Origin of the sequence: Flavobacterium alvei (assembly GCF_002920895.1) — a bacterium.
Classification (GTDB): domain Bacteria; phylum Bacteroidota; class Bacteroidia; order Flavobacteriales; family Flavobacteriaceae; genus Flavobacterium; species Flavobacterium alvei.
On sequence record NZ_PQVG01000008.1, the window covers coordinates 25,597 to 51,938 of the forward strand.

General features: G+C 32.1%; 15 protein-coding genes. 6 read left to right on the forward strand and 9 right to left on the reverse strand.

What is annotated here, in order from left to right; translation table 11 throughout:
• Positions 1-57 precede the first annotated feature (57 nt).
• The 7 genes from C3L50_RS13670 to C3L50_RS13700 form a co-directional block, all read right to left on the reverse strand.
• A complete protein-coding gene (locus C3L50_RS13670; RefSeq protein ID WP_103806744.1) occupies positions 58-6,102 on the reverse strand; it encodes a PAS domain S-box protein in 6,045 nt (2,014 codons plus the stop codon).
• 401 nt (positions 6,103-6,503) lie between these two features.
• Positions 6,504-10,730, reverse strand: coding sequence for a PAS domain S-box protein (locus tag C3L50_RS13675; RefSeq protein ID WP_103806745.1), 4,227 nt, complete (start codon positions 10,728-10,730; stop codon positions 6,504-6,506).
• Positions 10,731-10,845: 115 nt separating this feature from the next.
• A complete protein-coding gene (locus tag C3L50_RS13680; protein WP_103806746.1) occupies positions 10,846-11,322 on the reverse strand; it encodes a nuclear transport factor 2 family protein in 477 nt (158 codons plus the stop codon).
• A gap of 144 nt (positions 11,323-11,466) precedes the next feature.
• On the reverse strand, positions 11,467-12,144 hold the full coding sequence (locus C3L50_RS13685; RefSeq protein WP_103806747.1) for a peptidoglycan DD-metalloendopeptidase family protein: 678 nt from the start codon (positions 12,142-12,144) through the stop codon (positions 11,467-11,469).
• Positions 12,145-12,149: 5 nt separating this feature from the next.
• Positions 12,150-13,940, reverse strand: a complete 1,791-nt coding sequence (locus C3L50_RS13690; RefSeq protein WP_103806748.1) for a chloride channel protein — start codon at positions 13,938-13,940, stop codon at positions 12,150-12,152.
• A 40-nt stretch (positions 13,941-13,980) separates the two neighbouring features.
• Complete coding sequence (locus tag C3L50_RS13695; RefSeq protein WP_103806749.1) at positions 13,981-14,649, reverse strand: DNA alkylation repair protein; 669 nt, start codon at positions 14,647-14,649, stop codon at positions 13,981-13,983.
• Between the two features lie 3 nt (positions 14,650-14,652).
• Positions 14,653-15,237, reverse strand: coding sequence for an acyl carrier protein phosphodiesterase (locus C3L50_RS13700; RefSeq protein ID WP_103806750.1), 585 nt, complete (start codon positions 15,235-15,237; stop codon positions 14,653-14,655).
• A gap of 89 nt (positions 15,238-15,326) precedes the next feature.
• Here C3L50_RS13700 and glmM point away from each other — a divergent pair, with 89 nt between their 5' ends.
• Complete coding sequence (gene glmM, locus C3L50_RS13705) at positions 15,327-16,727, forward strand: phosphoglucosamine mutase (protein WP_103806751.1); 1,401 nt, start codon at positions 15,327-15,329, stop codon at positions 16,725-16,727.
• 232 nt (positions 16,728-16,959) lie between these two features.
• The gene (locus C3L50_RS13710; protein ID WP_103806752.1) at positions 16,960-18,810 is read left to right on the forward strand and encodes a T9SS type B sorting domain-containing protein; all 1,851 of its coding nucleotides are present in this window, start codon (positions 16,960-16,962) and stop codon (positions 18,808-18,810) included.
• A gap of 245 nt (positions 18,811-19,055) precedes the next feature.
• Here C3L50_RS13710 and C3L50_RS13715 read toward each other — a convergent pair whose 3' ends face one another.
• A complete protein-coding gene (locus tag C3L50_RS13715; RefSeq protein WP_103806753.1) occupies positions 19,056-19,514 on the reverse strand; it encodes an SET domain-containing protein-lysine N-methyltransferase in 459 nt (152 codons plus the stop codon).
• Between C3L50_RS13715 and C3L50_RS13720 the strand changes: the two genes are divergently transcribed.
• The 4 genes from C3L50_RS13720 (at position 19,496) to C3L50_RS13735 (ending at position 25,308) form a co-directional block, all read left to right on the forward strand.
• On the forward strand, positions 19,496-19,960 hold the full coding sequence (locus C3L50_RS13720; RefSeq protein ID WP_133158892.1) for a hypothetical protein: 465 nt from the start codon (positions 19,496-19,498) through the stop codon (positions 19,958-19,960). The genes C3L50_RS13715 and C3L50_RS13720 overlap by 19 nt on opposite strands.
• Before the next feature lie 166 nt (positions 19,961-20,126).
• Positions 20,127-20,816 (forward strand): hypothetical protein, encoded by a 690-nt coding sequence (locus tag C3L50_RS13725; protein WP_103806755.1) that lies wholly within the window; start codon positions 20,127-20,129, stop codon positions 20,814-20,816.
• Positions 20,817-20,901: 85 nt separating this feature from the next.
• Positions 20,902-22,068, forward strand: coding sequence for a hypothetical protein (locus C3L50_RS13730; protein ID WP_103806756.1), 1,167 nt, complete (start codon positions 20,902-20,904; stop codon positions 22,066-22,068).
• Positions 22,069-22,296: 228 nt separating this feature from the next.
• Positions 22,297-25,308, forward strand: a complete 3,012-nt coding sequence (locus C3L50_RS13735; RefSeq protein ID WP_243400385.1) for a LamG-like jellyroll fold domain-containing protein — start codon at positions 22,297-22,299, stop codon at positions 25,306-25,308.
• Between the two features lie 85 nt (positions 25,309-25,393).
• On the opposite strand, the gene C3L50_RS13740 is transcribed toward C3L50_RS13735, so the two are convergent.
• Positions 25,394-26,263 carry a lysophospholipid acyltransferase family protein gene (locus tag C3L50_RS13740; protein WP_103806882.1) on the reverse strand — a complete coding sequence of 290 codons (870 nt, stop codon included), beginning with the start codon at positions 26,261-26,263 and terminating at the stop codon, positions 25,394-25,396.
• Positions 26,264-26,342: the final 79 nt, after the last annotated feature.

Consider the following 26,342-nt stretch of genomic DNA (forward strand, 5'->3'; position numbering starts at 1 on the left):
CTTCTTCATTTTATTTGAATTATCGTTTTAGTTTTTACATAGGTCAAACAAAAAAAATTATTTAAAATATTTGTAAATTAGTGTACTCAATGACGCTAAATTTACGGGTTTAGAGATATAATCAGTGCATCCAGCAGCAATTGCATCGTCTCTGTCACTTGCAAAAGCATTAGCTGTTTGAGCAATAATCACAAGGTCTTTATTAAATTCTCTTATTTTGTTTGTAGCTTCATATCCGCCCATTTCGGGCATATTTACATCCATCATTACCAAATCAATATCGGGATTATTGCGGCAAGCTTCAATGGCTTCTATTCCGGTATTTGCGTTCAGGATTTCTCCAGCAAATTTTTTGACTGCAATTTTGATTAGCAATTTTGAAACAGCATCATCTTCGACAATTAATATTTTTAGTTTTCGTAAAGGAGCATCTATTTTTTCGATTTTTGTATCAATTTCTTCTTCATTTACTTCATTTTTAGTCGGTATAAACGGAATTGTAAAATAGAAAGTACTTCCTTTTCCTTCTTCACTTTCGACCCAAATTTTACCATTAAGCAATTCAGTGTAAGCTTTAGAAATCGTTAATCCTAAACCAGAACCGCCAAAATTTCTGCTTACTGATTCGTTGGCTTGCCTGAATCTTTCAAAAATAAGTTCTTTTTGGTTTTCAGAAATTCCTGTGCCAGTATCTTTTACAAAAAATTCTAAGAATTCACCTTTTTTTGCATATCCAAATTCTATAGTGCCCTCATTTGTAAATTTGAGAGCATTTTTTACGAGATTGGTTAAAATGGCGTCTAGTTTTTCCTTATCGGTTTTGATGTTTGCTTCCTTATCGTTTAACGTATTGGAATAGGTAAGTTCTAATCCTTTTTGATTTGCCTCGTGTTTAAAGAAAGTATAAAGATCTTTTATCTGTTCGTTTACGTTTGTTTCAGATATTGAAATTTCTGTTTGTCCTGATTCTACTTTAGATATGCTAATGATATCATTGATGATGCTTAGCATTCTATTACCACTTTTCTCAATGATATTGATATATTCTTGTTGGTTTTTGCCAGACAATTTAGGTTCTTTAAGCAATTTTGTAAAACCTAGAATTCCGTTCATAGGAGTTCTAATTTCGTGACTCATATTAGCCAAGAAGGCTGATTTTAAACGATCACTTTCCTCTGCTTTTTCTTTTGCTTTGGTCAATTCAAACTCGGTTAGTTTAGAGTGGGTTATGTCTTGAGTTGTACCAATAGCTCTCAAAGGATGTCCTTGTTCATCATATGAAATATGCCAATTAGCTTCTACGTATTTTATTTTTCCTGATGGGGTTATAATGCGATGTTCCATCGTATTATAGGTGTTTTTATTAAAGGAGTTTTTGAATTGTGCATCCACTCTTTCACGATCATCGGGATGGATACTGTTCATAATTCCTAAATGCGATGCTTGAAAACTAGTAGGGTCAAGTTCGTAAATTTTATAGAATTCTTCTGATAATACTACATCAAAAGTAGTTAAGTCAGTTTCCCAACTACCTATTTTAGCCAAAGTTTGTGCTTCGGTTAAACTTTCAGTAAGGAGTTGTTTTTCTTTCTCAATTTTTTTGCGATCGGTTATGTCTTCCTTAATAGCAATATAGTGTGTAGTTTTGCCTTTTTCATTAATTATTGGCGAAATCAAGGCATATTCCCAGTAAAAAGTTCCATCTTTTCTCTTGTTATAAAATTCGCCATGCCAATCGTTACCTAAAACAATAGAATCCCACATTGCTTTGTATTCATTTGGTTTTGTATGGCCTGAGTTGAGGATTCTTGAATTTTTACCCTGAACTTCTTCAAACGAATATCCGGTTGTTAATTCAAATTTTGGATTAACATATTGTATATTTCCCATTAAATCAGTAATTACAATAGTGGCAGGGTTTTGTTCAACGGCTTGGGATAGTTGACGAAGTTGAACTTCTGATTTTTTGCGTTCTGTGATATCTTGTATGATGAGTTGAACGGCTTGTTTGCGTTGAAATATGGTGGGTATTGCTTTTATTTCTACATCAATGGTTAGTCCGTCCATACGAAGAAATTTTTCTTCTGTTGATGGGAAAGAATTTCCTTCTTTAGAAACTTCTTTCAACATTTTGTAAACTTCAGCACGATTAAAAGGGTGTACAAATTGTAAAATAGATTTGCCTAAAATTTGGTTTTTGCTTTTGGATGCTATTAAATTGACACACTCATTGTTGATAAAAACAATTTTACCATCTACTTGAATGATAATAGCATTAGTTGAATTTTCAACAAGACTGCGGTATTTTTCTTCACTTTCAAATAATGATTCTTCGGTTTCTTTTTGTTCTGTAATATCAAACATTACTCCTCGCAACCATTTTGGTTTTCCATCCTCCTCAATCACGTTTGTAAGGGCTTTGAGCCAAATGATTTTGTTTTTTTGGGTAATAAAACGATAAGTAATATCATAGGATATCATTTTTTCTGTTTGTAAAGCACAAAAAGCGATTATTTTTTGTTTGTCATCTGGATGCAAATGATTTTCCCAAAACTTTGGTACATACCATTCTTCTAGTGTATAGCCCGTTAATCGTTCGGCTTGTTTGCTTATGTATGAATATGTTGAAGTCTTAGCATCAGCTTCCCAAACAATTCCATTAGTTGAATCTACAATATCTCGAAATCTTTCTTCTGCTTGTTTTCGATCTTGTTTGTTTAAAATGGATTCAATAGAGAACGCCATATTATCTGAGACTTTTTCGAGTAATTCAATTTCCTCTTTACTCATAAAAAAATTGTTTTCCTCAGAATACAAGTTAAAGATGCCAATGGTTTTGTTGCGAATTATGATGGGCAGTGCCAGTGAGGAACGATACCCTCTTTTTAAGGCTTCATTGCGCCAAGGTTTCATTTTAGGGTCGTTTGCAATATCATTGCAAACAATAGATTTATTATTAATGAGTGCTTGTGCAGCGGGGCATTTGCCTTCATTTGGATTTTCGATATGAATACTTTTTAATTTTGAAAGATAACCTTCTTCATATCCATACCAATTTGTTGGAATTATTTCATTTGTAACTTCGTCAAGGAGACCAATCCAGCACATTCGAAATTTACCATAGGTAACCGCAATTTTGCATATTTCTTGAAAAAGTGTTTCTTGATTATGAGCTCTAAGGATCAAATTGTTAATTTCACTATTAAGTAAATGTGCTCTGTTGAGTTTTTCTAATTCTTTATATTTTTCCTTGCGTTCTGTAATGTCTTGAATGCTTCCAAGCATTTTTATAGGTTGGTTCTTGTCGTTGAATTGTAATTCTCCTAAACCATGAATCCATCTTTCTGATTCATCATTTTGTCTTATGATTTTAAATTCTAAATCAAATGTGTTTTTTTTGGCAAGTACTTCATTAAAGAAATAATTTGTAACGGGTTCTCGCCAATCTTTATGAATGATAGGTTTCCATCCGCTTAATGATTTTTCATAATTGGCGTCAATACCAAATATAGAATCTAATACCTGAGAAGTTTTCCATGTGGCAGTTTCAATATCTAAAGCATAAGTTCCAAGATTGGCTATTAGTTGTGTTTTTTTTAAAAAATTTTCGCTTTCTTGAATTTTTTTTTCATTTTCTTTTCGTCTAGTAATATCGTGTATTACTGCTACAATGAACTTATTACCATTAGCATCTATAAACCTTGTTTTTGTTGTAGAAATTGTTAATGTTTTACCTCCTCTGACGGTTAATAGTTCTTCATTTATATTTTCTTGTCCGTCTTCAAGTACTTGTTTGTCTATTTTTAAAAAAGATTCTTGTTCTTCTTTAGATACGTCCTCGGCGAGTGTTTTTCCAATTATTTCGGCTTTATTTTTACCAAACATTTTACAAAAAGCATCATTGACAACCAAAATTCTACTTTGATCATCTTTTACAAAAACTGGATCTCCAACATTGTTGATAATGTTGTGCAAGTATTCGCTACTTATTTCGGCTTTTTCTTTGGCTTTAATTATTTCAAATTCTGCGTTTTTGCGTTCGGTAATATCTTGAATAGTTCCTATCATTTTTATAGGCTCATTCTTGTCATTAAAAACTAATTCGCCCATTCTGTGAACCCATCGTTCTTCTTGATTGTTTTGTTTAATTATTTTGTATTCTTTGTCGAATGCTTGTTTTTTGCCAATTACATCATTGGTAAAATAATCCATCATTGTTTGTCTCCATTCAGGATGAATTAGGGTTGTCCAATTTTCAATTGTATGGTCAAAATTTGAATTAATACCAAAAATAGAATCAAGAATTTCAGAACTTGTCCATTTATTAGTTTGAATATCTAAGGAATAGGATCCTAACTGTGCTATAAATTGAGTTTGTTTTAAGAATTTTTCACTTTCTTTGAGAGAATCTTCTGCTAGTTTTTGACTTGTAATGTCAATAACGATAGCTGTTGCATTTTCTATTTCATTGTTTTTGTTTCGATTGGCCGAGATAGATATATTGCCCCAAAAAACAGATTTATCTTTTCTTATATATCTTTTTTCAAAACTGCATTTATCTAATTCTCCATTATAAATTTTCTGTACTAATAGTTTACTTTGCTCTATATCATCAGGATGTGTGATATCAATAAATGTTAATTTGTATATTTCTTCATATGTATAACCAAGGGTTTTTATCCACCAATCATTGACAAAAATAAATTCTCCTTCTTTGTTTACTGATAAAATTCCCGAATTGGCAATATCAAATATAGTTTGAAGTTTTTCTTCACTTTCTTTAAGGGCTTCGATAGCTTTTTTTCGTACAGTAATGTTTCTGGAAAGGGCAATAAAGTGTTTGTCCTTGTTTTTGCTATCATTGATTTTTGAAACTGAAAGTTCGAACCAAAATTTCTCTTTTTGAATCTCTAGCGAAAACTGTTTTCCAATTGACCACCCATTTTTGTTGGCTTCTTTTAATGCTTCAAAAATTATATTCGATGCTTCGACAGGAAGTACTTCCTGAAAAAATTTACCGACAAATATTTCTGGTGGTACGGCAAGAAAGTCATCGCTGTGGGACTGGTAATGATAAATTTTTCCATCAAGTCCAACTTCAAATAGCAAATCAGGAATGGCTTCCATGATTGTTCCTAGATTTTCATAGGCTTTCTTAATGTTATTTTCCAGCTGTTTGCGCTCAGTAATGTCTCTTGTAACATTCATTATTGCGAGTTCATTGATGTAGTTGATCAGTGCTACTTGAACTTCAATGTTTTTCTCTTCACCATTTTTTGTTTTGATAACGGTTTCAAAATCAATTTTACCATGAAGTTTTAGGTTTTTTATTCTTTCGTCCTTTGTTTTCTTGGATATTTTTTCTAAATCATAAACTGTAAATGACAAAAGTTCTTCTTTTGAATAGCCAAATAGTTTTGTAGTAGCATTGTTTACTTCAATAAAAGGACCAGGTTCCCCATCTTTGTCAAGTCTAAATATACCTATACTGTCTCTTTCGTTTTCAAAAATAGTTTGGTATTTTTGTTCATTTATCTTTAATTTTTGTTCGTTTATTTTTTTTTCTGTGATATCAATTGCAGTTATAAGCGATTGCTTTTTATTTTCGATGGCAATACCATCAAGATGAAGGTAAAGAGTAGTTTTGTTTATGTGTAATCTTATTTCACAGCTTACTTTGGTTTCGCTTGCAAAAACTTTGTTGAGAAAGGAGCTAAAAGCAATTTTATCATCATCATCAATAAAAAAGGTAAATCGTCGGTTTAATAAATAGCTACGTTCTTTGCCTAGAATATTGGCTCCCATTAAGTTTAATCCCAGAATTTCGGCTGAATCAGATAGAATGTAGTAGCCTGAAGGCGCAAAATCATATAATTCCGTATATTTTGGACCAGTAATTTCTGGATATTCTTGGGTTGTTTTTAATTCTTCTTTTAGTTTTTTGCTTTCTAATAAACTAAGAATTTTGAATTCGTTTAAAATCTTAATTATTTCTGATGCTGTATGGTTAGAATCATCAATAGGTATTTTGTTTTTTATAATTTCAGTTCCTTTTTTATGAAGAATTATTTCAAGTTCTGATTTTGGAACGCTCTTTTTCATAATTATTGAGTGTTTGAATTATTATTTAATTTTGCTTTTTTTCAAAGTTTTAGTACTTTGAAATAGTACCAGATTTTTTTTTGAAATAAGTCAACTTTTTTATTCAATGATTGAAGTATTGATTTTATTGTAATTCATCATTATTTTAAAGAGGAAAGTCTGGATGTTTAATTAGCTATTTAATGAATTTAACTTAAGAAGTTTCTTAATAGCTATTAGTAAATAAGCAAACTATATACACTCAAATTTAGTAAAAAAATATCATATTTTTATATAAAACCCACTATTTTTCTATAGAGTAACAGAAATGATAGTTTTTATAAACTATTGATTAGTAGTTAATAAGAAATAAAAATAGAAAAAAATATAAATATTGATGTATTAAAATATATTTTTCGAATTTATTTCTTGAAATGCTTGCATATTAATTTGCTTAATGTAGAAATGTTTATTGGTTTTGAAATGTAATCAGTAAATCCAGCTGCAATGGCTTTGTCATGATCGCTTTGCATTCCGTTTGCGGTTTGAGCAATGATTACTAGATCTTTATTGAATTTACGTATTTCTTTCGTGGCTTCATAACCACCCATTTCGGGCATATTTATATCCATCATCACTAAGTCTATATCAGGATGATTGCGACAGGTTTCAATCGCGTCATAACCCGTGCTCACTTTTAAAGTTTCTTTGCTAAAAGGTTTTACAGCAATAGTAATTAGCAATTTAGAGATCGCATCGTCCTCGACTATTAATACTTTGAGGTCTTTGATGTTGTTTTCCTCTTGGTCACAAGATGTAATTTTTTCTACAACCAAGTTTTCTTTACTTTCATATTCTGAATAGAAAGGTAGTGTAAAATAAAAACTGCTTCCAACTCCTTCTTTACTTTCTACCCAAATGTGTCCGCCTTGCATTTCAACATAGGCTTTTGAAATGGCCAATCCTAAACCTGAACCTTCGTGTGTTCGACTAATGGTATCATTGGCTTGTCTGAACCTTTCGAAAATTATATTTTTTTGAGAATCTGAAATTCCTAAACCAGAATCTTTCACGAAAAATTCTAGATAACCTTCTTTTTTTTCGCAACCCAATTCGATGCTACCATTGCTTGTAAATTTGATGGCATTTTTCACAAGATTAGTTAGAATTGCGTATAATTTTTCACGGTCTGTTTTTATAAAACTTTCATTTGGAGGCAATGCTTTAGATGAAAAAAGTGATATTTGTTTGTGTTTGGCTTCTGGTTTAAAGAAAGTGGTTAAATAGTCAAACAGTTCATTTATATTCGTTTCGGATGTTGTTATTTCTATTTGTCCTGATTCAATTTTTGAAATACTAATGATGTCATTGATGATGTTTAGCATTCGTTTACCACTTTTTTCAATGATGTTTATATATTCTTGTTGAATATCACTTGACAAATCTTTTTCTTTTAAAAGTTCGGTAAAACCTAGAATACCATTCATTGGAGTACGAATTTCGTGACTCATATTGGCAAGGAAAGCTAATTTTAAACGATCACTTTCTTCTGCTTTTTCTTTAGCTAAGATGAGTTGTTGTTCAATAATTTTGCGTTCTGTAATATCTTCTTTAATTGCAATATAATGGGTTGTAATTCCTTGCGAATTTAAAATTGGAGATATTGACGCAAATTCCCAATACTTGGTTCCGTCTTTTTTCTTGTTATGAAATTCGCCATACCATTCTTTGCCAGAATTTATGGTATCCCATAATTTTTTATACTCAGTTGGCGATGAATGTCCTGATTTTAAAATATTCGAATTTACTCCAATAATTTCATCATAGGAATAACCCGTTGTTTCAAGAAATTTTGAATTGACGTATTCGATGATTCCAAATTTATCCGTAATCTCAATGGCAACAGGACTTTGTTCTACTGCTTGCGATAGTTGTTTTATTTTATCTTGTGTTTGTTTTTGTTCAGTAATGTCGTGTATAATAACTTGAACAGCATTTTGCTTTTCATATAATGTTGGGATAGCTTTTAGTTCGACATATACTGTTTGACCAGTTAAAGAAACGAGTTTTTCTTCGACCACTCTAGAAGCATATTCGTCAAGAATTACTTCTTTCATTTTTTCAATGATGCTTTCGAGGCTATCTTGATGAACGAATTCTAAGACCGATTTTCCAATAATTTGATCACTATTGTCAGCATTTACAATTCGAACCGCTTCATCGTTGGCATAAGTGATTTTGTCACCGACATAGGTAATAATTCCGTCTGGTGAATTTTCGACTAGACCTCGATATTTTTTTTCGCTTTCTCGAAGTAATTGTTCTGCTATTTTTTTTTCGGTAATATTAGTAACAACTCCAATTGTGCTTGTAATAGTGTTGTTTTTATCTTTTATAGCAGATACGGAGGTTTGACCCCAAAAGATTGTTTTGTCTTTTTTTATATAGCGTTTCTCAAGTTCATATTTATCTATTTCGCCATTTATTAATTTTGATAACATCCTTTTGCTTTTTTCTAAATCAACTGGATGGGTAACACCTAAATTTTTCAAGTTGCTGAATTCTTCCTGCGAATAGCCTGTCATTTTGAGCCACCAATCGTTGAATTCCAGAAAATTACCATTCAAATCGGCTAGAATAATCCCTGAATTGGCTAGATTAAAAATATTCATTAACTTTTCTTCGCTTTTTCGAAGAGCAATTTCGTTCCTTTTGCGTTTGGTTATGTCGCGGGCGGTAACGATTAGAACGTATTTTCCATAATATTTTCCTCTATTGACGACCACTTCTTTGGGGAAAATTTCACCATTTTTGCGAATAGACCAGAATTCTAGCGAGATAGGAACACCGTTGTCAAATACAGATTGAATTATTCTATTTACTTCGTTTAAATCATTGAGTCCAGGGGCAGCAACGCTTTGAGGGTTTTTTCCAATGAGTTCTGATTTAGGTAATTGATACATTAATTCGGCACCTTTATTTACATCAATAAAAGTTCCATTTTCATCAAGTACATAAATGGCTTCTGAAACAGAATCAAAAATGGATTGCAGATTTTCTTCACTTTTTTTGAGTTCTATTTCATTTTTTTTGCGTTCAGAAATATCGTGGATTACTGCCACAATCAACTTATTGCCATTGGCATCAATAAATCGGGTCTTCCTTGTTGAAATTGTTAAAGACTCACCACCTCTTATTGTAAGTGTTTCCTCGTTTATGTTTTCCAGACCATCTGCAATTACTTGTTTGTCTATTCTTAGAAATGATTCTTGTTCCTCTTCGCTTACATTTTCGGCAAGTGTTTTGCCTATAATGTCAATCTTGTTTATGCCAAATAATTTACAAAAAGCATCATTCGCAATCAAAATTCGACTTTGTTCGTCCTTTACAAAAAGAGGATCACCCACATTATTGATGATTTTGTCTAAGTATTCTCTACTTTTCTCGGCTTCTTCTTTGGATTTTATTATTTCAAATTCTGCTAGTTTGCGTTCAGTAATGTCTTGAATGGTACCTATCATTTTTATAGGCTCATTCTTTTCATTAAAAATTAGTTCTCCATTTCCCCAAACCCATCGCACTTCATTATCCTTTTGTCTAATGATTTGGTATTCTTTATTGAAGTTTTCTTTTTTACTAATCACTTCATTTGCAAAATAGTCTGTCATCGTTTGTTGCCATTGAGGATGAATAATGGATGTCCAGCCTTCAATTGTACGATTAAAGTTGTTGTCTATGCCAAAAATAGAATCAAGAAGTTCAGAACTTATCCATTTGCCAGTTTCAATTTCTAAAGTATAAGACCCTAGCTGCGCTATAAATTGAGTTTGTTTTAAAAATTTTTCGCTTTCAATAAGTGCTTTTTCTATTTCTTTTCGCACAGAGATGTTTCGTGCAAGAACAATGAAGCGATTGTCTATGCTTTTTTCTTTGGTTTCCTTTATTTTAGAGACTGAAAGCTCGAACCAAATTTTTCCTTGTGGCAATTGTAGTGAATATTGTTTGCCTAATGACCATCCTTTTTGGTTAGCTTCTTCAATGGCTGAAAAGCAAGTTTCTATTACTTGTTGAGGTAAAATGTCCTGTAAAAAACTCCCAACAATTTCATCAGGCGGAACGGCTAAAAAATCTTTGTTATGTGAATGATAGTTATATACTTTGCCATCATGACCTACTTCAAAGAGTAAATCTGGTATAGCTTCGAGAATTGTTTTTAGGTTTTCTTCAGTTTTTTTTGAGTTTTCTTCGATTAGTTTGCTAACTGAAATATCTCGGGTAATGTTCATTACAGCAGCACTACCTTCATAATTTATTAAAACCGCTTTTACTTCAATATTTCTATTGACACCGTTTTTGTCCCTAATAATGGTTTCAAAATCTATTTTTCCTTTAGACAATAACTCTTTTGTTCTAGAGATTTTTTCTTTTTCGGAGATTATTTCAAGGTCATTAAAACGCATCGCTAATAACTCTTTTTGACTAAATCCAAAAAGTTCAGTTGTAGCTAGGTTAACTTCAATAAAAAGGCTCGGATTCCCTTTCGAGTCAAGTCTGAATATAGTAACACTATCTCTATTTGATTCGAAAAGGGTACGATACTTATCTTCGTTTGCAGTGATGCTTTCTTTTGCTATATTTTCTGTTTTCATATAAGAATAAAGATTCTTTAATGTTTCAGTTTTTAGGATTGTTTTGAATTCATTTCAAAACATTAATTAGTGTAAAAAAAAAATAGGTTTTACTCAAAAAACGAATAATTATAATTCAGATAATATTCTTTTTACAGTATGTTTTTAAGGTCATTCGAGCATTTTCTTGAATTTTTTTCTGCATAAAGCCTGTCCATCCAAGGAGTAAGCCTTTAATTCCCAGCGCTTGTTTTGCCCACTTCCAAATGTCAAAATCATCGGTGTGTTTGACAATCAATCCGTCTTGAAAGTGAAATTTTGCCGATACTGAATTGACCACTTTGCGATTTGTTTTGCTAAAATTGTAAGTTGCAATCCAAAGTGCAGAGCCATATTGTCCTTTTGTTTTGATTTCTGAGAATTCGATTTTTATGTTTCCTTTGCTTTTTTCTAGAAGCATTTTCCACATTTGGCATACATCATTGCCATTTAATGTTCCAAAAGCGGGATCACTAAATTGAATTTTAGGATGGTAACATTCACACATTTGATTAGCATCAGCGTTGGCAAATGCAGTGTAGAATTTTGTAATGATGCCTTCGTTTGCTGTCATTAATTTAATTGTATAATAAACGTAAAGCTAATGATTTTTTTTTAGAATTGCTTTTTTATAGCATCTAATTTAGTAATAAAATAGTGATAAGCCCAAAATAAAAGAATTGTGATTTTGAATAAAGAAATTACTATTGAATATTTATTATTTAATTTTTAATAATAAATCGGGGTCAGGACAATTTTTCAGGTAATATTTCAAATCTTTTTGGTTGCAAACACCAGGATAATCACTAAAATGATCTTCTATGTTTTTTATAATTTGAAAATGCAAATGCGGAGAATAGCCACCATTTACTGTCGAATCTCCCAAAGTAGCTAGCTGTTGCCCTTTTTTGAAAAAGGAGCCAATTTCAATATTTTCAATACTTTCAATTGATAAATGACCGTATAAAGTATAAAAAAAATGATTTTCTAAATTATGTTTTAAGATAATGGTTGGCCCATAATTTCCCTTTCCAGCGTTGTAATCAAATCCATAAACTATTCCGTCTATAGCTGCTAAGACAGGCGTTCCAGCTTTTATCCACAAATCCATCCCGATATGAATGTTTCTTTCATTGACTTGTCCATCTCCAAAAAGTGACGATTGTTTGTATAGATTTCTCACTTCATTATAACCGCCAAAAGCTACTTTTGCATTGTTTTTTTTAAGATAAGTTTCTATATAAATTTCAAAATCATTGGGGTTTTTTATGTCAATTTGAGATAAATCTAAATTGGAAATCGATAAATCTAATGGAATATATTGCGAATAGGGAATGGTGTCATCAATGACTTTTATAGAATTGAGCTGTAATAAAAGAGTTTCTAGTGTTGGCATACAAATTATTCTATTGTCATCGATTTTAGCTTGGTTCTATAGGCTTCGAGGGCATTGGATTTCGAAATAAATCCATAATACTTACTGTTTTTTATTACAGGAAGAAAAACGACTTTAGCTTTTTCGAACTTGTTCATTACAATTTCCATACTATCGGTAGGATAAATAATTTCCAGAGGTTCTATCATTATATCTTTCACCAAAGTATATTTTACCCGATATTGGTTGAAGATTATTTCTCTAATAGTATTAAAATGAACGATTCCTAATAAGTTTTTTTCTTTGTCCACAACGGCAAAAATAACCTGATTCGAATGGGATATCAAATCGACCAATTTTTCTAAATTTTCGTCTGGACTAACCGTCAAAAAATCAGTTTGAATAATCGAATTAGTGTCTAAAGTAGTAAGGATATTGGTGTCTTTATTGGTGGTTAAAACATGACCTTTTCGGGCTAAATTTTTTACATCCATAGAATGTTTTTCGAATCGTTTTGAAATTGTAAATCCAATAGAAGCTACAATCATCAACGGGATCATTAAGTCATAGCCACCCGTTATTTCGGCAATAAGGAAAATAGCTGTCAATGGAGCGTGAAATAATCCACTTAAAATCCCTGCCATCCCCACCATTGTAAAATTGCTAACTGGTAATTTTGTGAGTCCTATTTGATTTAAAAAAGTAGAAAAGAAAAATCCAACATAGGAACCTAAGAACATGGAAGGAGCAAAGTTTCCTCCATTTCCTCCACTTCCCAAAGTAATTCCTGTTGCAAATGTTTTGAGCATGACCGTTAAGCCAATGAATAATAGAAGTGCCCAACTGTTATTTCTGTAACTACTAAATAGCGTGTTTTCAAGTAATTGACCCGGGTCATTTTCAGATAAGGTTTTAATGCTTTCATAACCTTCTCCAAATAAGGTTGGGAAAATAAATATCAATAAGGCTAAAATTGAAGCTCCAAAAAAAGCTTTTTTATAAGGTGAAAATTTCAGTCGGGCAAAAATATGTTCTACTCTTTGAAAATTTCTTGAGTAGTAAACCGAAACAACTCCTGTAATCAATCCAAGTAAAACGTAATAGGGAATGTTGTGATAATCAAAGCCTTCTTGCTGTTTGAAAGTTAACAGGATTGTTTCTTTCAAAACAATTTTAGAAACTAATGCACCTGTTGCTGCAGCAATCATAATTGGGGTAAAAGCCGAAATACTGACATCGACTAATAGTACTTCAATAGCAAACAAAACCCCTGCAATTGGCGCATTAAAAGCGGCCGCAATCCCTCCAGCAACACCACAACCAATAAGAAGTGTTCGGTCTTTGTAGCTTAATTTATAACGTTGTGCATAATTAGATCCAAAAGCAGCTCCTGTAATTACGATAGGACTTTCTAATCCTGCTGAACCTCCTAAACCAACAGTAAGCGAACTAGTTACGATTTGGGCATACATTTGCTTCTTCGGAATGATACTAGCTTTTTTGGCAACAGCATACAAAATTTGAGAGGTGCCTTTTTCTATATTTCCACCTAGAAATCTTTTGACAACAAAAACAGTCAGCATAATTCCTATAACGGGTAGCATTCCTTTGATAAAACCGTATTTAAAGATGCTAATACTGGTAACATAGGTGGCAAAAGTAAAAATGCTGTGGGCAAAAGCTTTTAAAACAATTACTGCAAAAGCCGAAGAAATACCAACCAAAACACTAGATAAAAATATAAATTGTTTGTTTGTGATTTTATCCCGCGACCAGGCAATTAGGTTTTCAATTCTATAAATTGTTTTCTTTAACATTTTGCTTTTTTAGAAGTGTACAAAAATACTTATTTAGAAATCAAAGAATGTTTTTTAAGGCTTCTTTTTGACTTAAATTTTTTAAATTAGTGTTGGCTACATAATTTTTTACTGCTTGAGGATTCGTTTTTGCATACTCTCGTAATGCCCAGCCTATGGCTTTTTGAATAAAAAACTCGTTGGAATTTTTATGTTTTTCACATTCTGATTTCAATAAATCGAAATTGGTTTTTTGCTTGAATCCCAATTGAAAAAGAATCGCACTGCGGTTGAGCCACATATTGTCTGAATTCGAAAAACGTTCTATCACTTTTTCGATTTCTTGCGGATGTTCAAGTAAATATTGACCTAAAATATTTTTTGAAATCGTATCGACACTGTCCCACCAGGAGTTGGTAATTAATAGTTTTTCAATTAGTTGAATATCTTCAATTCTATAATTTCTTTTCAATTGTTTTATCAGGATTTCAAGTCCGCAATAGTGCAATTCACGTTCTGGTTTTAAAAATAATTGCAAAGCAATTTCCCTAGAATGAGCTGAAACTTCTATCCGATTTTCGCTCCAAATCGATTTAAAAACAAGTCTTCTTTGGTCGGTTTTCATTCCATAAAACGAAAAATAATTTCGCATATATTTGGCCATAGCCAAAGCATTTTCAGGATTGCTATTTTCTTGAAAAGCGTTTTCTAAATTTTGAATGAAACTCATTGGTTATAGGGTTTGTATTTTTTGGTTGGAGTAGTATTGTATTTCTTTAAAAAACAAGGTGAATTCTTCTTCAAATTCAGAGTAGAAAGTTCTCAATTCAGCTACAGCAAATCGCATATTCGAATTGCGTTTCATTCGATTATCCATTTTTTCTAAAATTATTTCAATGCCTTCAACGGTTTGGTAACTCATTAACCAGTTTTGAGTAACTAAATAAGGCACCATCTTTTGGGTTTTAGGAGTAAGAACTTCAAAATTATCTCTCAAAGATTGGTAAAAGCGTTCTGTATAATCTTCCAATTTTTCATCCGAATAATTTTTCCAGTTTTTTGCCAAGAAATGGTCGTAAAAAATATCGACAATAATTCCAGAATAATGATGATAATTAGCGTGCAAACGTTTGGTGCTTTGTCTAAATAAAGGATGTGAATCGGTAAAAGTATCAATTTCTCGATGCAAAATAATTCCTTTTCGAATTTCTATAGGAAAAGAATCGAAGTGTTTTCCGTGAATGCCATCGGCCATAAAATTGCCAATTTTTATCAAGCCGTTTTCGCCAGAAAGATAGATATGTGCTAGAAAATTCATTCGACTAATCTATGAATTTTAAATGACTTTTCTAAACTGTGTTTATTATATTTGTAGTCAAAAATTTTAAAATCTAAATTTAATTCAAAATGACTTTAATAAAATCGATATCAGGAATTAGAGGGACTATTGGCGGAAAAGTAGGCGAAAACCTGACTCCTGTTGATGCAGTAAAATTTGCTTCGGCCTATGGAACCTGGTTAAAACAACAAACAATCAACGATAAATTCAAAACAAATTTTAAAGTTGTCATTGGTCGTGATGCTCGTATTTCGGGGCCAATGATTCATAATTTGGTGGTAAATACATTAATTGGTTTAGGAATTGATGTAATCGATTTAGGGCTTTCGACAACGCCAACTGTTGAAGTAGCAGTGCCTTTAGAAAGTGCCGATGGAGGAATTATTCTTACTGCTTCGCACAATCCAAAACAATGGAATGCCTTGAAATTGTTGAATGAAAAAGGGGAGTTCCTAAATGGAATTGAAGGAGAGAAAATCCTTCAAATTGCCGAAGCCGAAGCTTTTGATTTTTCGGATGTGGACAATTTGGGCGAAATTATTGAAAATAATGCTTATATGGATATTCATATCGATGAGGTTTTGAACTTGCCATTGGTAGATATCGAAGCTGTAAAAGCGGCTAAATTCAAGGTGATTGTTGATGGTGTGAATTCATCGGGCGGAATTATTATTCCAAAATTATTAGAATTAATGGGCGTTGAAGTCGTGAAATTGTATTGTGAACCTAACGGACATTTCCCTCACAATCCAGAACCTTTGAAAGAACATTTAACCGATATTTCAGAATTGGTTGTTGAGAAAAAAGCCGATTTAGGTATTGTTGTTGATCCAGATGTAGATCGTTTGGCTTTTATATCTGAAGACGGAGAGATGTTTGGCGAAGAATATACGTTGGTAGCTTGTGCAGATTATGTTTTGAGTAAAACTCCAGGAAATACAGTTTCAAATATGTCTTCTTCGCGTGCTTTGCGTGATGTGACTAATTTACATAATGGTAGCTACGAAGCTAGCGCAGTAGGCGAGGTGAATGTTGTCGAATTGATGAAGAAAAACAATGCCATCATAGGTGGAGAAGGCAATGGAGGAATTATTTACCCTGAATTGCATTACGGTCGTGATAGTTTGGTAGGTGTTGCCTTGTTTTTGACGCATTTGGCCAACAAAAAAATGAGTGTTTCTGCTTTGAGAGCTTCATATCCAGAATACTATATGAGTAAAAACAAAATTGAATTGACACCACAAATTGATGTGGATGCTATTTTGGTGGCAATGACCGAAAAATATAAAAACGAAGATATTGCTACGATTGACGGTGTGAAAATTGATTTTGCCGAAAACTGGGTGCATCTAAGAAAATCCAATACGGAACCTATTATTCGAATTTATACAGAAGCAGCTTCGCAAGAAAAAGCCGATGCTTTGGCCTTGAAAATCATTGATGAAATAAAGGTTATAGCAGGGATTTAACTTTCATAGTTTATTAAAAGCCGTTTTTGAGTAAAATTTAAAACGGCTTTTATATTTAGTATTAGATGTTTTTTTTGAAAAAGCAATTTTTGGTAAGATTTTTGCGTAAGAATATACAAATTAGCAATAAGATAAAAATTAGTATTAATTTTGTAATCTCCAAGGGGTGTAATTAGGAAATGAAATCAGTAAAATAACTTCCATCTGATTTTGAAACGAATAGAAAACTTTTATGAAAAAAAACGCACTACTTTTACTAATAGTTTTTCTAATTACAAACATAGTTTCTTCACAAGAATCCTGTTATAATTTAGATTTTGAAACGGGTACCCTTGTTGGTTGGGAAGGGGGAACGGGACAATGTTGTCCAGTAGAAATCAAATATTCAGGAATTATTAGAGGTAGGCATACTATTATGAAGGGAAAAGGAGTTGATCCCAATACCTGCGATAATTTGTCAGTTGTAGCTCCTGGAGGTTCCTATTCTGCAAGATTAGGTAACGACAGCACGGGCAAAGAAGCCGAATCACTATCTTATACTGTCGATATTACAGAAGCCAATTCCTTATTTATTTATAAATACGCCGTTGTTTTACAAGATCCAGGTCATAAACCCGAAGAGCAAGCCTACTTTAGGGTAAACATTTATAATGATAACAGAGAACTCATAGATCCTACTTGTGGTTCTTATAATGTAATTGCTACAAGCAATCTTCCTGGTTTTAAAACTTGTGATAAATATGGAGTTGTTTATAAAGATTGGACTACTGTAGGATTGGATTTAAGTCCTTATATCGGTAAAAATATTACTGTAGAATTCGAAACTAGTGATTGCTCGCTAGGAGGTCATTATGGATATGCTTATGTAGATGCTTATTGTTCCTCGCTTAGAATAGGTTCTAGTTATTGTGTTGATTCTAATGGGGTTACTCTTTCAGCTCCTACAGGTTTCGAGTATTTGTGGGAAACGGGTGAAACTACCCAAACAATAAAAATTGACAACCCTATTGACGGAAAAAAATACATTTGCGAATTGACATCTGTAACAGGATGTAAGGTTAATATTTCAACAGTTTTAAACCTTCAAGATCCTATAATTAATTTTGAAGTTGCTAATGCTTGCGATAAAAAAGAGGTTGTTTTTACAAATACCACCTTAAATACTGATAATACATTAAATACTTTTCTTTGGGATTTTGGTGATGGAACAACTTCTACAGTTGAAAATCCTAAACATACTTATGCTGCTCCTGGAAAGTACAATGTAACATTCGAATTTAAAAACATTTTAGGTTGTGAATTTAAAATGACCAAAGCAGTGACTATAAATCTAACTCCAGAACCTCATTTGAGCGATGGTGTAGTTTGTTTAGACTCAACCGGAAATTTAGTAAATGGTTATGTTTTGGACACTGGTTTATCTGATGTTGAAAATGAATATCAATGGTTTTTGAATGGTACGTTACTTTTTGGCGATATAAAAAGCACTTATACCGCTCTTGAAAAGGGAAAATATTCCGTATTGGTTACAAATTCAAAATCGGGCTGTTCTAATCAAGCTTTCGCATCAGTAACTTCATCGATAATGGCTAGTGATTTTATAGCAAATGTTAGTGAAGCTTTTGCAACAATTGGTTCTGTAAATGTTCAGGTTGTTGGAGGAACAGGGCCTTTTCGTTTTAAATTAGACGATAATGAATTTCAAGAATCCAATGTTTTTAATGGATTGCCATACGGAGAACATAGCATTACAGTAAAGGATAGTGTTAATTGTACTTTAATCACTAAACCAATTACTATTATGGGATACCCCAAATTTTTCACACCTAATAATGATGGTATTAATGATTATTGGAATATTCCAAATTTCAAAAATTTCTATCAAGCACAGATTTATATTTTTGATCGATATGGTAAATTGATAAAAGAAATATCTCCAAAGGAATTAGGATGGGACGGTACTCGTCTTGGTAATTTTATGCCAGCTTCAGATTATTGGTTTACTTTGAATTATACAGAAATGGATCAAAATGGGGATTTAAAATCAAAAACTTTTAAGTCTCATTTTTCTTTAAAGCGATAATTTTACATCAAAGCCCATTTGATGACAGTAAGTAGTAATTTTTATTTCTCAAATTATTGATGAATTCAAAATTATTGCTGGAATTTGAGTAATAGTTAATCCAAAAAGCAGAATTAGTTAAAAAAATGCATTCAATGTTTTTATATATTGGATGCATTTTTTTTATATTTTTAACAAAAAGGTGTGTGTTTTTTTATGTGTTAAATAAAAACTTGTATATTTATAAAGTTTTTTAAGAAAATAGATTACAATTCAGGTTTGTTAAACCAGCTTTCAATAGATTGTCCAGCAGATTCAGGCCCAAGATAATTTATAGTAATTTCCTCATCTTTTGCGATGGGTTGAACTGCTTCAAAAATCATAAGTTCTTTGTCTTTGTTGAAATAATAAATGGCATTGCAATTGTCTGAATGGTTGTATAAAGAGCCATAACCTAGTGCAATTCCTGTATATTCGCTTTGTTCATCAATCATAAAAGCATAATAGTTTAACAACATATGCTTTCTAACTGTCATTTCCTGAAGTTTCATTTTTATAATGGGACATTCTTCAATAATGGAGCCAACTTTAATAGGATGTTGAGCAAAAACGCCACGACCGTGAATAGTTGAAATGGCAACATAAATAGAATTATTGGGTTTAGTAACAAAAAAAATATTTTTATCACTTTTAAATTTCTTGAAATATGAAAAAAACGATCGCATTAATTGGAGCTTTTTTTATGGGTGCTTTAGCGTTTGCGCAAGTTAGCAAAAAAGATACTATAAATAAAACAGCTAGTAGGAAAGTAATGAGTAATGATTTGAAAAGTATGCCTTCAGATGCTGATAATGAGGTTAAAAGCGATGCAATTAAGAGGGGATATAACCAAAAAACGAGTAGTCAACAAAACGGATATATGAAAATTTCTGATCAAACTTCTCAAAGTAGTAAAGCATCAGTTATCCAAAAAGGCAAATCTTCTGCTACATCAATGTCAGATGAAACAATTACTCAGAAGGGAAGAGAGGGAAAAATGACAACTACAGAAAAACAACATTATACCATAAAAATGAGTAATGCAGATAAGAAAGTTGTTAAAGACAGTATTTCTAAGCCTACAAAATCTTCGGATACTTTTATAAAAATATCAGATGTAAAAGGAGAATAATATTTTTTTTAATTTGTAACCATATGTATTTTAGCTGTTTACATTTTTGAAAAACAATTCAGTACTATTTTTTTTAATATTTTTAATTTTAAGGGGTAACAATTTTTGGACTTAAAGTATCTACTACTATAACAACAAATAAACTAACATTTTAACTTTAGAAATCATGAAAAATCAATTTATTATTACAGTAGCATTTATTGCCGTAACAAGTTTTACAAATTCATTATTAGCACAACAACCCGCTGCCAAAACTGCTGGTTATGATCTCAAAACTGCAAAAGGACTTAGTTGCAGTGTCGTTAGTACAGACCAAGGTTGCTCGCTTAATTTCACAAAAATTGAAATGTCTTACAGAGATGGTGCCAGCGGAATGGCTACTGGAAAAAGACAGCACAAACCTTTTGTTGTAATATATGATGTGAGTTCAAGTGATAATTCAGTTAGCCAAGTGAAAAGCCCAAGAGATGCAGCTAGCGGACAAGCAACGGGAAAAAGAACATCTTCAGTAACATCTGGAATGAGTGAAGTAAGTTCTAGTTCAACAGTTCAAGGTTCAGGTGGTGGAGCAGGAAAAGTTTCGATGCAAGATTTTCATTTCTCGATGAAAGGTAACGGAAAAACAATAAGTTTATCCTGTCCTGATGGCAGTTGTGATATTTCAACTGATTTGCCTGATGGTCAATACACATTATCTTGTGATTGGAGCTGGGGTTTGTCTCAAACAGGAACGATGTCTTCTGGAACTGGTGGAAAATCAAGCCCAAAAAGAGGTTCAGTTGACTTTTTATTAGATATTGAAAATGGTGCTTGTATGGCAATTAATCAAAAAGGAACAGGAGCTTCGAATAAATAGATTAAATGATGAACAGGGAATCAGATTTGATTTCCTGTTTTTATTTAAAAAGTTATTTGGATTTTTTTACTAAAACAGAAACCATATGAATAACAATACGCTTCATTTGTCAATCTGTAAAAAAGCAAAAACTGTTGTATTTAATCCTTTTTTATTGTTTCTTCTTTTTCTTGTAGGAAATAGTTTGTTTGCTCAGAAAGATGTAATAATTAAAAAAGACAGTATCGAAATTAGATGTAATATTCTAAAAGAAAATCACACAAAATATACCTATGCTTATATTAATTCAGCTAATAAAGTTGTAAAAGCATCAATTTTAAAATCAGTGGTAAGTACTATAAAATATGATAAATATGACTCTAATTTAGTTGCCAATAAATTATTTGACCCCGAACCAATTCCTGCGGGTGAAGAACCTGTAAAATCGTATCAATTTACTTTTGGTATTGGTTTGAATGTTAGCAATATATTAGAATTTAATTCGTCTTCGGGACCTGATAAAAAAGCTTTTTCAGCAACAAGTGCTTTAGATTTAGGATTAGATTATTACAAAGAAGGAAATAGATTTGCAATGACCAATGAACTTCATTGGAATCTTTCCTTACAAAAAACAGGAATTTCTGCTACAGATCATATTCAAAAAGTCAGTGATGAATTCGTAACCTTACACGATTTCTCCTATTCACTGGGCAAAAGCAGCAAGTGGAACGTAAATTTAATTGTCAAAACAAACACTTCTATTTTTACCACTTTTGATGGTAATTATTTTAAAGATTACAACAATAACGGAAAGATTCAAGGTTTTTTAAGTCCTTATGAAATTGTGCTTTCGCCAGGAATAAAATACCAACCCAATGATTATTTCAGACTTTCTTTTGCACCTTATTCCGTTAGTTTATATGGATTGACAAGCCAAGAGATTGCTAATACAGGATTTTATACCCAAACATTTGATACAAATAATAACTATGATTTATTTGTTTTTAAACAATTGGGTGCAGAGCTTAATATTTGGTACGACAGGAAATACAAAAAATGGTTAGAAATGCAATATCGATTAGGAATTTCTTCGGACTATTTTTCAGAAACTTCAACGACTGTTCTGTTTGAAGGCTTATTTATTACAAAATTTAAAATCTATAAAAATATTTCTTTGTCTCATAGAGCGAGTTTGAAAGGAGACTTTATGGAGAGTCCTTTTAAACCTTATTACAAGCAAACCATTTTGTTAGGATATTCAAAAAGCTTTTGATTAGAAAGCAAACTATTCTATTTCAATTTAAACTATATAAAAAATGAAACGACTCTTTTAGTGTTTTAAACTCTGAAAGGGTCGTTTTGTCGCTTATTAAAATAAACGATAAAGTCTAAAATAGCTTTTGATGATGCAGGATGGTACAGGATACTATATTATGTCTTTAAGGCTAAATTAGCTTTTAACTAAAATAGTAGCTAATAACCAAAATTACAACCAATTTTTATGAAACAAAATAATTTTATTGTTAAGCATTTGCTTAAAATTTTTATGATTTGTGGGTTAATCATCACTTTTGGTGATTTAAATGCTCAAACATTATCATTTCCAGAGGCTTCTGGTTTTGGACGATACACACTTGGAGCAAGAGGATATGCAACTCCTGAAGTTTATTTTGTAACAAATTTAGACGATAGTGGAGCAGGTTCATTTCGAGATGCAGTTAGTAAACCGGGTAGGTTTGTAATATTTAAAGTTGGTGGTGTCATTAAACTAGCGTCTGCAATTGCAGTAGCAGCTAACACAACTATTGCTGGACAAACCGCACCTGGCGAAGGTATTGTACTTTTAGGAAAAGTATCCTTTTCTGGGTCAAGTAATACAATAGCTCGATACCTTCGTATTCGTTATGGAGATACGACACAAAATCAAGATGCTTCTGGTATCTCAAATGGAGCTAATATCATTTTGGATCATATGACTTTTACTTGGGGTACTGATGAAGTATTTTCTATTAACTGGGACAGTAAAGGAACTAGCCCTGATAATATAACTCTTCAAAATTGTATTATAGGTCAAGGTTTGCATCGTCACAATCACTCTGCCGGAGGATTGATGCAGCCATCTGGTGGAAAGATAAGTTTAATTGGGAATTTATACATCTGTAATAAAACGCGAAATAATAAAATTAAAGGAATTAATGAATTTGTAAATAACGTGGTTTATAATTGGGGTAATTATGGCAATACTTATGGACATGTCGAATCTGGTGATGCCTACATTATGGGTGGAGATTCAGCAGGAAGTTCAGACGTAAACATTATCAATAATTATTTTATTGGAGGTCCTAATACAAGTACTACAGTTTCTACTCCTTTCAATAGAGGTAACTCACTTTTCTCTCTATACGGAGCGGGTAATTATTTCGATAATAATAGAAATGGTATTTTGGATGGAACATTAGTTCCTGCCGATTTAACAGGATATCCTGTTGAAGATGCGGCTTCTATTTTGGCAACGCCGTATGATTATCCAATGAAGAATACTACTTTAACTGCTCAAGATGCATTTGATAAAATTGTTTTAGGTGTTGGAGCATCTTATCCAAGACGTGATCAGGTTGACAATTTGATGATTTCTGATTTGATGTCAAAAGGAACAACAGCAACTTATGTTTATGTTCAAACGGATTTAACGAAAGCCCCATATAATTTTAGTAACGGTGGTGCTGGACATGTTTATGGTGCTCCAGCTCCTTTGGATACTGATAGTGATGGAATGCCAGATGCTTGGGAAGATGCCAATGGCTTGAATAAAAACGTTGCCGATGCTTTGGCTGTAAGCACTACTTATGCACCGTATTTGAATATAGAAGTTTATATAAATGGTCTAACCAATACAACACCTACTGATTTTATTATACCTCCAACTAATGTGACTTTTACTAATGTAATTACTACTGAGGTTCCAGCCGCAAGCTCTTTTACTGTGAATTGGAATGATAATGCTGCTAATGAAACTAATTATGTATTAGAACGTTCTACAGATGGAACTAATTTTACGGTAATTGCAACATTGGGGGCTAATGTAACAAGTTATAACGAATCAGGTTTAACACCAAATACTTTATATTATTATAGAGTTAAAGCTATCAATGCTACAGAATCATCGGTTTATACTTCGATTGCATCCTTAACTACTCCGCCAATTCCATCGGCTCCAACTAAACCATCAGCTCCATCGCCTGCTTCAGGATCAAATACTGTTGAGTTAGTTAGTGGTAATTTAACTTTAAAATGGACGGGTAGTTCAAACACAACCACTTATTCAATTTATTTTGGAACTGATGCAGCAAATTTGACTAAGCTAGCCGATCTTGCTTATGTTGCTTCTCCTTCTTATGTAGTTAATGGTCTAATTCCTGCCACAACTTACTATTGGAGAATAGATGCTTCTAATGTAAAAGGAAATATAATTGGGGATGTGTGGAGTTTCAAAGCATTGACTCCTGAGCTTGTTGGCCATTGGCCTTTTAAAGAAGTTGCTGGCGACGGACAACAAATTGCCGATATTTCAACTTATGCTAATAATGGTCAAATTGATGCAGCTTATGATAATAGTGCTGTAAGAGTAGCTGGTAAAGCCAATAATGCGATAGATTTCTCGACATTATTACCCAATAAACTTATGGTAAGTGTCCCAAATCAGGATAATCTTTTTTTTGATAAAAATTCATTTACTGTTTCATTTTGGATGAAAGCTGATGCAAGTATGCTACCGGCAACGTCTCCAACAGCTTTAAGTTCTTATATATTGTGCAAAGGCTCAATGACTAAAAATACCATAACAGGCGCGACAGGTAGAAGATTTAATGTCGAAATTAAAAGTAATCAATTGCGTTTTGCTATAGATAATGATGTAACTAAAACAGAACTTAATTCAACATTAGCAGCAACTAGTTATTTTAACAGTACTTGGGTTAATGTGGTTATTATGAGAGATATTACCGCAGCCAAAATGAGGATATATACCAATGGTGTTTTAACCGGCGAGAAGGCAGATGCAACAGGAACTTCAGTAGGTATAGGTGAACCAACAGATTTAGTAATTGGTAACATCGGAGCGCTAGAGTTGTTTGCTAATACCACTCCTGCACCATACAAAGGATTGTTTGACGAACTAAAAATGTTTAATTATGTCCTTACAGCATCAGAAGTAACAGCCCTGTACAATCAAGCTATGTTAAGTAATGAAAAATTTAGCTTTAACAATTATGGTACTGTTTATCCTAATCCTGTAAAAGACCAAATTTTTGTTAGTATTCCTAGTTACAAACAATCGCAGGCAACTGCCACATTAAGTGATATTTCAGGAAGAATTATCCTTAAAGAGAAAGTTGTTTCTGATTTGAATGGAACTTTTACTTTAAATATTGCAAACAAAAAAGTGTCAGGAATATATATATTGAATGTTTCTGGCGAAAATTTAAATAGTAGTTTTAAAGTTGTGGCAGAATAAACAATTCAAGTTATTTATTTTTCACAAAAAAACCGTTTTAGATTTTTCTAAAACGGTTTTTTGTATTCAATAGACATTCTAAAATCTATCTTTTATGTTTCCAACGTTTGTGAGTCCACAAATAATATTCAGGGGCTTCATAAATTTGTTGTTCAACTAGTTTTAAGAATTTATCAGTAATTTGATAGTTTGGAACTTCTTTAGCATTTTCCGAAAGGATTTCAAAACTAGCTTCATAAAAACCACGTTTTACTTTTTTGACTTTCAAGAAAATGACATTCATATCATATTTTTTCGAAAGCATTTCAGCTCCAGTATGAACAGGAACTTCGATTCCCATAAATTTTTGCCAATGAAAAGCAGAAGCAACTTTGGGCGATTGGTCACTAGCAAATCCGTAAATAGACAACAAATGATTATTTTTATTTTTAATAATATACGGAACCGTTTCTTTAGTCGTTATTAATGCTGCCTTAAATCGGGAACGAATATCACGAACTAATTTATCAAAATAAGGATTTGCAATTTTTTTGTAAATAGCAAATGCACTGAAATTTACATAGGTATTCATCGAAATAACCCATTCATAACTAGCATAATGAGCCAGCATCATAGCAATGCTTTTATCTTGTTCTTCAAGTTTTTTATATACTTCAAGATTAGGAAATACAAAACGCTTGCTGATCTCTTTTTTTGAAATAGTCATTGTTTTAATCATTTCAAGAAACATATCGCACAAATGTCTAAATGATTTTTTTTCGATGTTTAATCGTTCGGAAGCAGACAACTGAGGCAATGCCAATGCTAAATTTTCCCGCACTGTTTTTTTTCGGTAACCAATTACATAATAAACAATTAGATACATGAAATCTGAAAAAAGATACAATAGTTTAAATGGCAACATCGAAATGCACCATAAAAACGGATAAACAATAAGGTAAATAAGAAAACGCATTAACTCCATATTTTCAACAAATATAATTCAAAAAATGGTCAGGATAGTAATTTTAGATTCATTGCTCTATTTTATTACC

Bases quoted from the DNA above. Each gene is read 5' to 3' on its own strand.
- C3L50_RS13725 (WP_103806755.1), top strand. From the start codon at position 20,127: ATGAAAAATCAATTTATTATTACAGTAGCATTTATTGCCGTAACAAGT.
- C3L50_RS13740 (WP_103806882.1), bottom strand. From the start codon at position 26,263: ATGCGTTTTCTTATTTACCTTATTGTTTATCCGTTTTTATGGTGCATT.
- C3L50_RS13730 (WP_103806756.1), top strand. From the start codon at position 20,902: ATGAATAACAATACGCTTCATTTGTCAATCTGTAAAAAAGCAAAAACT.
- C3L50_RS13710 (WP_103806752.1), top strand. From the start codon at position 16,960: ATGAAAAAAAACGCACTACTTTTACTAATAGTTTTTCTAATTACAAAC.
- C3L50_RS13735 (WP_243400385.1), top strand. From the start codon at position 22,297: ATGAAACAAAATAATTTTATTGTTAAGCATTTGCTTAAAATTTTTATG.
- C3L50_RS13680 (WP_103806746.1), bottom strand. From the start codon at position 11,322: ATGACAGCAAACGAAGGCATCATTACAAAATTCTACACTGCATTTGCC.
- C3L50_RS13670 (WP_103806744.1), bottom strand. From the start codon at position 6,102: ATGAAAAAGAGCGTTCCAAAATCAGAACTTGAAATAATTCTTCATAAA.
- C3L50_RS13685 (WP_103806747.1), bottom strand. From the start codon at position 12,144: ATGCCAACACTAGAAACTCTTTTATTACAGCTCAATTCTATAAAAGTC.
- C3L50_RS13675 (WP_103806745.1), bottom strand. From the start codon at position 10,730: ATGAAAACAGAAAATATAGCAAAAGAAAGCATCACTGCAAACGAAGAT.
- C3L50_RS13695 (WP_103806749.1), bottom strand. From the start codon at position 14,649: ATGAGTTTCATTCAAAATTTAGAAAACGCTTTTCAAGAAAATAGCAAT.
- C3L50_RS13700 (WP_103806750.1), bottom strand. From the start codon at position 15,237: ATGAATTTTCTAGCACATATCTATCTTTCTGGCGAAAACGGCTTGATA.
- C3L50_RS13715 (WP_103806753.1), bottom strand. From the start codon at position 19,514: ATGCGATCGTTTTTTTCATATTTCAAGAAATTTAAAAGTGATAAAAAT.
- C3L50_RS13690 (WP_103806748.1), bottom strand. From the start codon at position 13,940: ATGTTAAAGAAAACAATTTATAGAATTGAAAACCTAATTGCCTGGTCG.
- glmM (WP_103806751.1), top strand. From the start codon at position 15,327: ATGACTTTAATAAAATCGATATCAGGAATTAGAGGGACTATTGGCGGA.
- C3L50_RS13720 (WP_133158892.1), top strand. From the start codon at position 19,496: ATGAAAAAAACGATCGCATTAATTGGAGCTTTTTTTATGGGTGCTTTA.